We start from the raw sequence: 12,825 nt of genomic DNA, 5'->3' as shown, positions 1-12,825 counted from the left end.
CCGCCTCACACGACTTTTGAGTCACAAAGCCGTGTACGAAGCTTCCCTAAGGGAAGATCTACCGCGGCCACGGCCGTGGTGCCTAAACGGCTGAAATTCCTTGAAATGTTCTGATCATCATCCACGATTTTGATGTCAATTCGATCTTAAATCTGTTGCCTCAGGGCAACGGCCGCGGCGGCTTTCTGATCGGCCCGGTTTAAAATTAATGGAAAATGATCAATTGGTGTTACCATCCGTAACAAAATAAAAAAGGTTTGGGCGGGATCGTGATTCGGATCGGCAGACGATCGCAAGAGTCAGTACCGGATGGACTACACCGCGACGCCGCAGGGCAGTCGCATTTGACGCCGGTATCCTCGATGCGCAATTTCTGGGGGCTCATGCGAGCCTACTGGGTCTCGGACCGCTGGAAGGAAGCCTGGACGCTGACGCTGGTGATCGCGCTGCTCACCGCGCTGTCCAGTAAGGCCAGCGTGTGGTTCGCCATGGCTTCGGGCGAATTGGTGAATTCGATCGCCTTCCTGCACGACGCCGCCAACACCCGTCCGCTGGAGACAATCCTGACCAACGCCGGCGTGCTGGTGCTGCTCGTCCTGCTCAAGGATGCCGGCTTCACCGGTATTCGCAATCTCGTCTCGGCAACCTTGCACCGCAAATGGCGTGGCTGGCTGAACGACAAATTCAACCAGGCCTTGCTCGACGGCAATCACACCCATTTCCATGCTCAACATGGTTCCGCGGACGGCGGCATCGTTGCGCCCGACAATGTCGACCAGCGCATCCAGGAATCGATCAAGGACATGACCGGCGGTGCGATCGGCCTCGCCATGGGCGTGCTGGGGCTGGCGACCTCGCTCTACTTTATCGGCCAGAACCTGCTGCAGTCGTCAGTGGAGGTCAAAGGACTGGAGTTCCTTGGCAGCTATGGCAGCGCTGTTCTCGCCCTCCTCGCGGTTGCCACTTACGTGCCCCTCAACACTTGGATCGCCGTCAAGCTCGGCAGCCTGCTCGAACGTCTTAATATTCGCATGCAGAAGGCCGAGGGAAGCTATCGTAGCGAACTGACGACATTTCTGCGCCGCAGCTTCCACGTCGCCGCCTCACATGGCGAGGGCGTGCAGAAAATGATGCACGACCGGCTCTATGTCGACATCGATCGCACCTGGGGACGGCTGAATGTCGTCAACACCAGCTATATGTCGTTCGAGTTGATCTACAATTTCATCGGCGCCCGTATTGTGGCCTATGCTCCTGGCCTGGTGCCGTTTATCCACAGCCGCCTGGACTATAAAGGCTACATCACCGGCTCCGAAATGGTGGGCCAACTCATCAGCCAGTGTTCGTGGTTCATCCATGTCATGCCCGCCATCGCCACGCTTCGCGCCAATAGCCAGCGTGTGACGGAGCTCGCCAACGCGATCGAGAATGTCCAGCACCCACAGGAATTCTACAGCCAGAGCGGCCGCTCCGACTTCCACTACGCCAGCCAGAATCCGGTTTTCGGCCTGACCATCCAGAAGCTGGAGCTGGCGCATCAGGGCGAGGACGCGACGCCATTCCTCAGCTCCGCCAACCTGCGCTTCCGGCGCGGCGAATGGACCTTCCTGAAAGGCGAATCCGGTTGCGGCAAGACCTCGCTGATCAAGGCGATCAACGGTTTGTGGCCCTACGGCCGCGGCACTATCGTCTTCCCCGAGGGCGTGAAGAGTTTTTATGCCGCCCAGGAGGTCAAGCTGCCGCAGGTGTCGCTGAAGCAGCTGGTCTGCCTGCCCGGCTCCGAACGCGATCATGGCGATGCCCAGGTCGCGTCGGCGCTGCACAAGGCTGGCCTTGGCGATTTCATCGAACACATGGCCAATGAAAGCCGCGAGGGCAAAAGCTGGGATCAGGTCCTGTCGGGCGGCCAGAAACAGAAGCTGGTGGTGGCTCGTATCATACTGCAGCAGCCGGGACTGTTGTTCCTCGACGAGGCGACCGGTGCTCTCGACCCTGACGGCAAGATCGCCTTCCACCAGGCCATCAAGGACAACTGCCCGGATGTGACGGTGATCAGTGTCATGCACGAAGCCGTGGCGCCGAGATCGGCTGCCGGCACCGAGTTCTACCACTCGATGGTCTTGATTGCCGACGGCGTCGCCACGAAGAAGCCGCTCGCCCCGAGCCTGCCTCTCGAACTCACCACGATCCTGGCCCAGCCAAGGCCGGTCGAGGACAAATGGACGCGGTTCTCGCGCCGGCTGAAGCAGAAATAACGACGACGTCACCGGGACTTGTCGCGTTGAACGGCACACGGTGATCACAGTCTCGCGATCGGCGCCGTTCGGCACTGTTTTCCTTCCTCACCGCGATTGACTCGGCAAGGCGCGCTCCTATGTTGCGCCGGCTTGCAGACAGTCAAAGCGAACCCGCAAGCGGAAAGGTCACCGCGCCATGCCTGGCGACAGTCACAGTCGAACGCAACCGCCGTCCGCTTAGACGTGACCTGAATGGTTCATGTCCTGCCGGACGGCAAGGAGTGAACCATGAAAGATTTTTCCCCGGTAGCGGACGACGAGGCCGTCGCCATCGCCCGCATCCTTGCCAATGACCACGTCGCCGACGTTGTCGAGGCGCTCAATCATGAATCGCGCGAAACCGCGACGGAGCTGCTTTGCGCCGTACCCTTCGAACGGCTGGTCGAGATTTTCGATCAGCCTGAGCTTGAGGGCGCGCCCGAACTGGCGGAGGCCCTGCCCCGTCCCAAGGCGAGCAAGCTGCTCACCGCCATGTCCGTCGACCGTGCGGCCGACATCCTGCGCGAGCTCGAAGAGCCGGTACGCTCCGAACTGCTCGGCGCGTTGGCGCCGCCGCTGCGCGCGACCCTGCTTTCCATTCTGGGCTATCCTGAAGGCAGCGCCGCCTCGATCATGACGACGGAGTTCGTCAGCGTTCCCTCCGACTGGACCGTCGGGCGCACGCTCGATTACATCCGCAAGGTCGAGCGGACGCGCGAGACCGTCTATGCAATCTACATCGTCGATCCGCAAACACACCTCCTGGTGCGGTCGACGGGCTTGCGTCGGCTCATCACCGGTGAGCCGGACGACTCGATCCTGTCGGTGGCGCCCGACCGCATGCCGGTGACGGTCAGTCCGCTGACCGACCGCGAAAACCTGGCGCAGACGATCTCCAAATACGATCTGCTCGCCGTTCCGGTCGTCGACCACGGCAAGATCCTCGGCATCGTCACCATCGACGACATCATCGACACGATGATCGAGGAGACCACGGAGGACGTGCATCGCTTCGGCGGCATGGAGGCTCTGGACGAGCCGTATATGAAGATGAGCTTCCTCGCCATGATCAAGAAGCGTGGCGGCTGGCTCTGCGCGCTGTTCATCAGCGAGATGCTGACGGCCAATGCGATGCAAAGCTATGAGGGCGAGCTGGAGAAAGCGATCGTGCTGACGCTGTTCATCCCGCTGATCATGAGTTCCGGCGGCAATTCCGGCTCGCAGGCGACATCGCTGGTCATCCGTGCGCTGGCGCTGCGCGAGATCGGCCTGCGCGACTGGTGGCGGGTGGCGTTGCGCGAATTACCCACCGGTCTCGTGCTCGGCGCCATGCTCGGCGTGGTCGGCGTCTGCCGCATCGCGCTCTGGCAATATATGGGCTTCTACGACTATGGCCCGCACTGGCCGCTGATCGCCACGACTGTCGGCGCCGCACTGGTCGGCATCGTCACCTTCGGCTCGCTGTCGGGGTCGATGCTGCCTTTCGCGCTGAAACGGGTCGGCTTCGACCCCGCCAGCGCATCCGCGCCGTTCGTCGCCACGCTGGTCGATGTCACCGGACTGGTGATCTATTTCTCGGTGGCGCTGGTCATCTTGCGCGGCACGTTGCTATAGCGGTTTGACTGCCGCCGCCGGCCAAGGCTGGCGGCGGCGCGTCGACAGGCGAGGCGTCAGACGCGCTCGCCGTCCTTCACCCGGTAGGTCGGCTTGTACATGGTGACGAGCTCTTCTGCCGCGGTCGGATGCACGGCCATGGTGCGGTCGAAATCATCCTTGGTCAGCCCCGCTTTCAGGGGGATGCCGAGCAGCTGTGCCATTTCGCCGGCATCCGGCCCCAGTATGTGGGCGCCGAGAACCTTGCGCGAAGCGCCGTCGACGACCAGCTTGATCAGCATCTTTTCGTCACGGCCCGACAGCGTGTGCCGCATCGGCCGGAAGCTGGCGCGGTAGATTTCGATATCGGCGAAGCGCTTGACGGCTTCGTCTTCCGATAGGCCGACCGTGCCGATTTCGGGTTGCGAGAAGACGGCGGTCGCGATCGTGTCGTGGTCGGGCGCCGTCGGATTGCCCTTGAACGCCGTCTCGACGAAGCACATCGCTTCGTGGATCGCCACCGGCGTCAGCTGTACGCGGTTGGTGACATCGCCAATCGCCCAGATATTGTCGATGTTGGTGCGGGAATACCGGTCGACCTTGATCGCACCGGTCGCGGCGGCCATCTCGATGCCTATGCCCTCCAGGCCCATATTCTCGCTGTTGGGGATGCGGCCGATGGCCAGCATCACCTGGTCGACCGTCAGCACCTGCCCGCTGATGAGCTGCGCGTCGAGCCGCCCGTCCGGCCGCTTGCTGACCGATTCGGAGACGGAATGGCAAAGGATTTTTATCCCCTTCTTTTCCATCGTCTCATGCAGCGTGCGCCGCAGGTCCATGTCGAAGCGGCCAAGAATTTCCTTGCCACGATAGACCAGCGTGGTGTCGACGCCGAGCCCGTGAAAGATGTTGGCGAACTCGACCGCGATATAGCCGCCGCCCTCGATCACGATCGTCTTCGGCAGTTCCTCGAGGTCGAAAGCCTCATTGGAGAAGATGCAGTGTTCGTGGCCGGGCAGTGCCGGATGCGCCGCCGGACGGCCGCCGGTGGCGATCAGGATCTGATCGGCGGTGACGGTGCGGTCCTCGCTCAGGAGATGGATCACGTGCGGGTCGACGATCATCGCCCGCGAATGAAAGGTCTCGCCGCCCGAACCCTCGACGTTCTTCTTGTAGATCGCCTCCAGGCGGCTGATCTCGCGGTCCTTGTTGGCGACCAGCGTCCGCCAGTCGAAACTGGCTTCCGGCACCGTCCAGCCATAGCCGGCGGCGTCGGCGAAATGCTCGGGAAATTGCGAGGCATAGACATAGAGTTTTTTCGGCACGCAGCCCCTGATGACGCAGGTGCCGCCGAAACGGTATTCTTCGGCGATGCCGACGCGCTTGCCGAGCGCTGCCGCGACCCGTGCCGCCCTCACCCCGCCGGAGCCTCCGCCGATGACGAAGAGGTCGTAATCATAACCGGCCATGAAGCGGCTCCTTGAACGCCAAAATGTGAGTGACAGGTAGGCCGCAAACCACCAAAAGAAAAGCCCGGACAGGCCGGGCTTTACAGATGGCCGCAAAGGCCGCGTTTGAAATGCGGATCAGTTCTGCGTGTCGTCGGCAGGAGCCGAACCGTCGGCGGGTGCGGCGCCATCCGCCGGGGCCGCATTGTCGGCCGGAGCGGCGCCATCGGCGGGCGCAGGCGCAGCCGGCGCCTTCGCTTTTGCCGCCGCCGCCAGCGTTTCGCCGACCTGCTGGGCAAGATCGCGAGCCACGCCGTTCTGCCAGATGTCGGCGGCCTTGACGAGGTCGCGCGTCACGGTCGGGCCGCTGTCGAGCAGCTTCTTGCCGGACTCGGAGCTGTAGAAGGCCGCGATGTCGGTGAGTTCCTTTTCGGAAAACACTTTCGCATAGGCAAGAGCCGCTTCCTTCTCGAGATCCGCGCGGCGCGAGGCCATCGCCAGTGCCTTCTCGTTGATCGTCTTGCCGATCAGCTCCTGCATGTCAGGGTTCTTCTGGATCAGCTGTGATTCGAGCGCCGCGGCGGCCTGCGGCAGGATGCTGTCGAACGGGTCGGTCGCGTGGATCGCGGCAACCGCGGCGCGTGCGGCCTTCAGATGCGATTCCGTCACGTCCTGCGCGAAGACAGGCGAGGAGAACGCGAAGACGGCCGAAGCCGCCACAAGGACGGAAAGACGGCGAACCCGGTTATGCAACATCATGATCGGTAGAACTCCCTGGTTTTCGGGCGGCATGGACAGTTTGGATACCGTCGCCGCCGGCGATGATGGCCGCTGACGCCAGCCCGATGAAAAGACCGTGCTCGACCACGCCAGGAATGGCGTGGAGAGCATTCGAAAGCGCTCTTGTATCCGGAATGCGGCCAAAAGATGCATCGAGGATAAAATGGCCGCCGTCTGTAACAAAAGGCTGGCCTCTCGTCATCCTCAATGTCACCGGACCGGAAAGGCCGAGATTTCCAGCCGCCACGGCCACGGCGATCTCGGTCGCGCGCAGGCCGAACCGGTTGACTTCGACGGGAAGAGGAAACCGGCCGAGCGTCTCGACCATCTTCGAACGGTCGGCGATGACGATCATGCGCTGCGAGGCCGCGGCCACGATCTTCTCACGCAGCAGCGCACCGCCGCCGCCCTTGATCAATGTCAGCTCCGGGTCGACTTCGTCGGCGCCGTCAACGGTGAGATCGAGTTCGGGCGTTTCCTCCAGCGTCGACAGCGGCACGCCGAGTTCGCGGCACAGCGCAGCGGTGCGTTCCGAGGTTGGCACCCCTGTTATGGTCATGCCGGAGGCAACCTTGTCGGCGAGCAGCCGCACGAACTCGTCGGCAGTAGTGCCGGTACCGATGCCGAGCCGCATGCCGTCGGTGACTTGGGCAAGGGCCGCCCGCGCGGCCTCGACCTTCAATTGCCTCGCATCCATGCCGCTTTCTGCCCCGAAACCTAATGCATGTCGCCCAAAAGTGACCTCGGTTTTGGGAAAACGACATGCATGAAACAAAGACCCAAAGCGCGCCGCAGGGAGTGTTTCGACGCAACGCGCTTTAGCGTTTCGGGCTCCTAGCACTTTTGCCGGCCGGGTCAAAGCCTTTGGCGGCGGCCCCACCAGTCTGCTTGCCTTAAAGCGTCGCAGCCGCTATCGCCTGCCGATGCACAAACCTGCGCAGGATGGATCATGAGTCGCCCGATCATCGTGTTCGACCTCGATGGAACGCTGATTGACACGGCGCCGGACCTGCTCGACAGCCTCAACCACAGCCTGGCGGCCAGCCAACTGGCAGCCGTCGACGAAGCCGGCTTCAGACGCTTCGTCGGCCATGGCGGCCGGGTGATGATCGAACGGGCGCATGCCGCGCAGCAACGATCCCTCAAGGTTGAGGAGCACGACCGGCTGCTGAAACTGTTCCTCGATCACTACACTGACAATATTCCTGGCAAATCCCGCCCCTACCCCGGCGTGATCGAGGCGATTGCCCGCTTTGAGAAGGCCGGCTATCTGCTGGCCATCTGCACGAACAAATACGAAGCCAACTCGCTGGCGCTGATCGAAGCTCTTGGCTTGACCAGGCATTTCGCGGCAATTGCCGGGCAGGACACGTTCGCGTTCCGCAAGCCCGATCCGCGTCACCTGATCGAAACCATCAAACGGGCCGGCGGCGATCCGCACTGCGCCTTGATGGTGGGCGATTCGCAAACAGATATCGACACCGCCAAGGCCGCCGGCATTCCTGTCGTCGCCGTCGACTTCGGCTACACCGACCGTCATGTGCGCGAGTTCGAGCCCTCGGCGGTGATATCGCATTTTGATGCATTGACGCTCGATCTGGCGCAAGGGCTGATCGGCGCCGCCGCACACTGAGCGCCGGCGATGAAAATGTCTCCGGAACGGCGGCGGGACCGCAAATCCGATCTGTGTGGGAACACCAGACACTGCCTTGACTTAACGGGCCGGCCTCCCTTATATCGCGGCTCGCTTGGCCTTCGGGCAACGAGCGGGCGATTAGCTCAGCGGGAGAGCACACCCTTCACACGGGTGGGGTCGCAGGTTCAATCCCTGCATCGCCCACCATCTATTTGCTGGGCATCACATCGGCAGCTACAGTCCGCCCCTTCAGCGTTCTGCCTTTTTGCGCAGGCATTGAAACGTCGGGATGCAGGCACGACGACATGACGCCAACGTTGCATGGCCATGAATATTGAAGCGGCCATCGTGGTTTTTGGCATAGGACGCTTGTCTTGCCGCAACTGCAAATCCTTGGATCGGATGACCCAGCATGCCCACATGCGGAACAAACCTGCATGGCAGCGAGTTTCCCTCCGTCGAAACTTGAGGGAAAACCATGTCCAGATTTCTGCTTGCGACCTCCGTCGCGGTTCTTCTCGCCGCCGGGCCTGCCTTTGCCGCGGATGAAACTCCACTGCCGCCACCCAACGCCAAGAAGCTGTCGGAGATCATCGCCAAGGTCGAGCAGCGTGACGGGTTTCGATACGTGAAAGAGGTCGACTGGGACAAGGACGGCTACACCGTCACCTACTACACCTCGGACAAGGCAAAGGTCGAAATCGACTTCGATCCTGTGACGGCCGAACCAAAATAGGATTCGTAGGGATATCCTCGTCGCGAATGCGCTGCCTACGAGCATTCTCAACGATGAAACGGGAGCCCAAATTGTCCATCCTTGGGGTATGTTATGCGCCGGCGCGGGGCCGCGCCTTGGGCAATCCTGTTGGCTTGGCGGCCATAATGCGATGTTTCGTTAGAACTTATTTGCTGTCTGTGCTCGCCATCGTCCCAGCCGGCAGTTTCCTTGCCGTTTCTCCGGCGCGGGCCGATGGGCCGTCCTTCGACTGCGCCAAGGCAAGCCTGCCGGCGGAAAAAGCGATCTGCGCCGACCCGCAACTGTCGGCGATCGATCTGCTGGTTTCGAAGGCGTACAAGGGTTTCGAGCCAGCGTTCGGCGGCGACAAGCGCAAGATTGCCCGCGGGCTGATCGCCGACCGCAATGCCTGCAAGAGCGATACGGCCTGTATCGTCAGCGCGCTCAACAACGCCTTGCAGACCTATGGGAATGCGCCATCCTGGGTGCAGGACTACAACGTCGCGCTGATTGGCAAGAAGGCGCTCGAAGCCGCCGGGCGAAACCCCGGGCGTAACGATCAGCCCTTGCCCTTAGCGATCGGCCAATGCGCATCGACGCACATCAAGACGCTCACCACGCGGCTCGGCGACGATCCGCTGGAAACGGCCAGTCCCGACGCGGGCAGCGCGGCCACGTTCACCAATGGCGGCGGGGCTGTCTCCTATGATCGCGAGCCTGGATTGGCCGCCTCGAAGGTTGGAGAACCGGTCGTCATGTGCTTGATCTCGATTCCCAGGGACTGCCCCAAGGACGACGACCGTGGCCGGGTCTATTATTCCGTCGACCTCGTCGCGAAAGGCGCCTGGGCTCTGCCGGATTCGCAGCATATGTGCGGCGGCGCCTGAGTGGCTGGTCCGCCTGCGTCGGGCCACGACGCTGGCCAGGTCTTCCGTCTCTCCTTGCGTCAATTCGCCATTGATGGCTGACTGTAGGATGAACGAGCTTCACGGGGGTGGGCATGTCGACTGCGAAGCACTTGATGAAGCGCGTCCTGATGATGCTGGCCGGTTATCTTGTCGCCGTACTGGTTGGGCTGATCGCCGTAGTGGCGATCTATGCGGCGCTGAGTTCCCTGCCCAACGCGCCCGCCTATTTCGACCTCATGGGCGTCTCACCGATCGCGGCCTTGGTGGTGCCGCCGCTCGGCATGTTCATCTATTTCCTGACGGTTGTGCTGACCGCGCCACAGACGCTGATTTTCGCGCTGATCGCCGAGTTTTTCTCCCTGCGCAGCGCCTTGCTGCACATGCTCTTTGGCGCCGCCGCAGCGGCCGGCGGCTTCTTCCTGATCTGGCCGAGCGCGGCGGAGGACGTCGATCCGGAGCGCTGGGCCGATATCGGCATCATCGCCGTCGCCGGTCTTGTGGCCGGGCTGGTCTACTGGCTGATCGCCGGGCGCGACGCCGGTTTCCGGCGCCCGCTGTCAGAGAGTTAGCGATTAGCTCGAGGGTGAGCGCACCGCCTCGGTCGCATCCAGGGCCTGCTTTAGCCGGGAATCGCGGTCATAGACGTCGCTGAAATACTCGACCTTGCCGGACATGTCGGGCCAGGCGGTGAAATAGGCGACATAGACCGGGATTTTGCGCGTTACATCCTCGGTCGAGTGTCCGTGCTTCAGCTTCTCCGCGATATAGTCGACCGAGGTGCCGAGCACCGCCGCCGCCATGCCGCGCGGATCTTGCAGGCGTACGCAGCCATGGCTGAGCGCGCGCATATCCTGCTTGAAGAACGATTTCTGCGGCGTGTCATGCATGTAGATCGCATGCTTATTGGGGAACAGGATCTTCAGTTCGCCCAACGCATTGGCCTCGCTCGGCTGCTGGCGCACATTGTAGGGAATGTTGGCGCCATAAGCGCCCCAGTTCACTGCCGACGAAGGAATGCGCTTGCCGCGTGAATCCGTCACCTCGTAGCCGGCACGGTCGAGATAGCCGGGGTCGCCGCGCAACCTCGGCAGCATTTCGTTGACGATTATCGACTGCGGCACGCCCCAATAGGGGTGGAAATCGACCTGCTTGATCTGATCGTAGAAGAAGGCCGTCTGGTTGGTAACCCGACCGACGACGGCACGCGTCTTCAGCTTTTCCTGGCCGTCGTCAATGTAACTTGCGGTGAAGGCGGGCTGGTTGATGAAAACACGCGGACTGCCGAGATCGGAAGGCAGCCAGCGCAGTTCTTCCAGCGCCACCTCGACCTTCAGCAGCCTGTCGGCCTTCGACGTCCCGGCCAGCGTGGCGACGGTGCGCGGTCCGATGACGCCGTCACCCTTCATGCCCTCCTTCTGCTGCACCGCCTTGATGAGCGGGACCAGTTCGGGAACATAGACTTCGCTGGTCGCCAAACGCGACAGGACCTCGCCATAGGTGCCACCCATCTCGTCGTCGAGATTACGCGCGATCAGCGACAGGAGCTTTGGCAGTTCGGGGCTGGTTTCGCCTGGCTTCAGCAGCAGCTTGGGATCGATGACGATCTCGTTCTCGGCACTCGCCTGCAGCGATTCCAGTTCGACGCGCAGCGCCTGATACTCCGCATTCTGCGGATGGCGCGATTCCAGATATGTGCGAACTTCCTGTGTATGCGCCAGTGTCTTCAGCACGCCTATCATATCGAGCGGCTTGGCCGGGAAATCGTAGTAGCCGGTCATACGATTGGGCTCGACACGGCCGCTCTGGGCGTCATGGGCGTAACGCAGGACGCGTGCCGACAGCGCCATCTCGAAACGGACGAGTTCCTTTAGCTTGGCTGCGTCGTCTGTCGAGGTCGAACTGGTGGCCGGCACGTCGACAGTGTAGTCGGCAGGCGTGAGGCCGTAGCTGGCAGTCTCGCCGAGCACCCTCACGGCATCTTGCGCACGGTTGTTGGGGCTGGTTCCGCTCACCCAGATGAAATCCGGGTTGGCCGAGTAATAGGCGATCAGCGCCTTGGCGATGTCGGGCTCTGCGTAGAGTTCGTAGTCGCTGAGGCCGGCAATGGCATCGTGGAAGGCAGCACCGGTGGCCGAAGGGACGAAAGCGGCATCTTGCGGTGTCGCCGGCTGCGGGGCGGTCGCTAGCATCGAGAAGTCGACACGCACCAGCCTGTCGGCCTTGTACGTATAGTATGACGGACCGCTGATCCTCACGCCGCCGTCGGCCGGCGCCTTGGGCTTGTGCTTTGGCGGAGGAGGCGGAAATTCGCCCTTCGGCTCATGCCTGATGCCGCCGCCGAACAGCATGTCGAAAAGCCCTTGGGCCCCTGCCTGGGGCATGCCGAAAGCCAGCGTCGCCGTAATCGCCACGAGCGGCATCACGGTTGCTTTTTTACCGAGGAATTTCATGGATCACCCGCTCCGGTCGCAACCGGTTCCCGTTCCGCACGCTAAACCGTCCCGCTCACCGCATGGCGGATGTAAGGCGCGACTATACCGATTCATACCGATTTCGTTAAGCTTTCATAAATTTCGGCAGGGCTGTTGCAGAACGGTTTCACAACATCGTGACGGCCGGCGCGACCGAACTGTCGCCCCGGCCACGGGAAGCCTCGCGCCTCAAGCGTTTGCGCCGTCGATGGTCAGCGCGGCTCCGGTGACGAAACGGCCCTCCGGTCCGGCGAGCCAGGCAACCATGCCGGCGATATCCTCCGCCTTGCCGAATCGCGGGGTCGCCATCTTCTGGCGCTGATGGTCGGCATGCGGGCCGTCGGCCGGGTTCATGTCGGTATCCGTCGAGCCGGGATGGACGACATTGGCGGTGATGCCGCGTGCCCCGAGGTCGCGGGCCAATGCCTTGGTCAGGCCGACCAGCGCCGCCTTGCTGGCCGAGTAGGCTCCCAGGCTGGTGTCGGTGACCCGCTCTGCCAGATTGCTGCCGATCGAGATGATCCTGCCGCCCTCGCTCATGTGTCTTGCCGCCGCTTTCGAGGCGATGAACGGCGCCCTCAGATTGACCGACATGGTTTCGTCGAAATCGGCAAGCGACAGCGTATCGATCGGCGCCGCACGCCAGATGCCGGCACTGTTGACCAGGATGTCGAGTCGGCCGAAGGCGGTCACCGCATCGGCAACCGCCTGGTCTATGGCCTCGGCATCACGGTTGTCGGCCTTGATCGCGATGGCGCGACCGCCCTTGGTCTCTATCTCGGCGACGACGGACCGAGCCAGTTCCTCTCCATGCACGTAGGTCAGCGCGACATCGGCCCCGTCTGCCGCGAGCCTTCGCGCGATTGCCGCCCCGATACCGCGGCTGCCTCCGGTGACGAGTGCCGCCTTGCCGTTCAAACTTCCTGATGACATCGATGTCTCATTTATGTAGCGATTGATACATAAATATCTGCCAA

Annotated in this window: 11 protein-coding genes and 1 tRNA gene; 7 read left to right on the top strand and 5 right to left on the bottom strand. The window is 62.3% G+C overall.

What is annotated here, in order from left to right; genetic code table 11:
• The first annotated feature begins 362 nt into the window (after positions 1 to 362).
• Positions 363 to 2,255 (top strand): ABC transporter ATP-binding protein/permease, encoded by a 1,893-nt coding sequence (locus O7A60_RS14755; RefSeq protein WP_027142692.1) that lies wholly within the window; start codon positions 363 to 365, stop codon positions 2,253 to 2,255.
• Positions 2,256 to 2,525: 270 nt separating this feature from the next.
• The gene (gene mgtE / locus O7A60_RS14750; protein ID WP_337106923.1) at positions 2,526 to 3,890 is read left to right on the top strand and encodes a magnesium transporter; all 1,365 of its coding nucleotides are present in this window, start codon (positions 2,526 to 2,528) and stop codon (positions 3,888 to 3,890) included.
• A 56-nt stretch (positions 3,891 to 3,946) separates the two neighbouring features.
• On the opposite strand, the gene gor is transcribed toward mgtE, so the two are convergent.
• The 3 genes from gor to rpiA form a co-directional block, all read right to left on the bottom strand.
• Positions 3,947 to 5,338 (bottom strand): glutathione-disulfide reductase, encoded by a 1,392-nt coding sequence (gene gor / locus O7A60_RS14745; RefSeq protein WP_337106922.1) that lies wholly within the window; start codon positions 5,336 to 5,338, stop codon positions 3,947 to 3,949.
• Between the two features lie 117 nt (positions 5,339 to 5,455).
• Positions 5,456 to 6,076 (bottom strand): DUF2059 domain-containing protein, encoded by a 621-nt coding sequence (locus tag O7A60_RS14740; protein WP_337106921.1) that lies wholly within the window; start codon positions 6,074 to 6,076, stop codon positions 5,456 to 5,458.
• The gene (gene rpiA / locus O7A60_RS14735; RefSeq protein ID WP_337106920.1) at positions 6,063 to 6,794 is read right to left on the bottom strand and encodes a ribose-5-phosphate isomerase RpiA; all 732 of its coding nucleotides are present in this window, start codon (positions 6,792 to 6,794) and stop codon (positions 6,063 to 6,065) included. Before rpiA ends, O7A60_RS14740 begins: the two co-directional genes overlap by 14 nt.
• Before the next feature lie 252 nt (positions 6,795 to 7,046).
• On the opposite strand from rpiA, the gene O7A60_RS14730 reads away from it, so the two are divergent.
• From O7A60_RS14730 to O7A60_RS14710, 5 genes are all read left to right on the top strand, one after another.
• Positions 7,047 to 7,730 carry a phosphoglycolate phosphatase gene (locus tag O7A60_RS14730; RefSeq protein WP_337106919.1) on the top strand — a complete coding sequence of 228 codons (684 nt, stop codon included), beginning with the start codon at positions 7,047 to 7,049 and terminating at the stop codon, positions 7,728 to 7,730.
• A gap of 135 nt (positions 7,731 to 7,865) precedes the next feature.
• A tRNA-Val gene (locus tag O7A60_RS14725) sits at positions 7,866 to 7,940 on the top strand.
• Positions 7,941 to 8,211: 271 nt separating this feature from the next.
• On the top strand, positions 8,212 to 8,469 hold the full coding sequence (locus O7A60_RS14720; RefSeq protein WP_027142686.1) for a PepSY domain-containing protein: 258 nt from the start codon (positions 8,212 to 8,214) through the stop codon (positions 8,467 to 8,469).
• A 179-nt stretch (positions 8,470 to 8,648) separates the two neighbouring features.
• The gene (locus O7A60_RS14715; protein WP_337106958.1) at positions 8,649 to 9,356 is read left to right on the top strand and encodes a lysozyme inhibitor LprI family protein; all 708 of its coding nucleotides are present in this window, start codon (positions 8,649 to 8,651) and stop codon (positions 9,354 to 9,356) included.
• A gap of 113 nt (positions 9,357 to 9,469) precedes the next feature.
• Positions 9,470 to 9,946, top strand: coding sequence for a hypothetical protein (locus O7A60_RS14710; protein WP_337106918.1), 477 nt, complete (start codon positions 9,470 to 9,472; stop codon positions 9,944 to 9,946).
• Positions 9,947 to 9,949: 3 nt separating this feature from the next.
• Here O7A60_RS14710 and O7A60_RS14705 read toward each other — a convergent pair whose 3' ends face one another.
• Together O7A60_RS14705 and O7A60_RS14700 are read right to left on the bottom strand one after the other, a co-directional pair.
• A complete protein-coding gene (locus tag O7A60_RS14705; protein ID WP_337106917.1) occupies positions 9,950 to 11,827 on the bottom strand; it encodes a L,D-transpeptidase family protein in 1,878 nt (625 codons plus the stop codon).
• A gap of 210 nt (positions 11,828 to 12,037) precedes the next feature.
• Positions 12,038 to 12,781: a 3-oxoacyl-ACP reductase family protein gene (locus O7A60_RS14700; RefSeq protein ID WP_337106916.1), complete on the bottom strand. Its 744-nt coding sequence runs from the start codon at positions 12,779 to 12,781 to the stop codon at positions 12,038 to 12,040.
• Positions 12,782 to 12,825: the final 44 nt, after the last annotated feature.

It is taken from the genome of Mesorhizobium salmacidum (SeqCode) (assembly GCF_037179605.1).
Lineage (GTDB): Bacteria > Pseudomonadota > Alphaproteobacteria > Rhizobiales > Rhizobiaceae > Mesorhizobium > Mesorhizobium salmacidum.
This window is presented reverse-complemented; position numbering and strand designations above follow the sequence as displayed.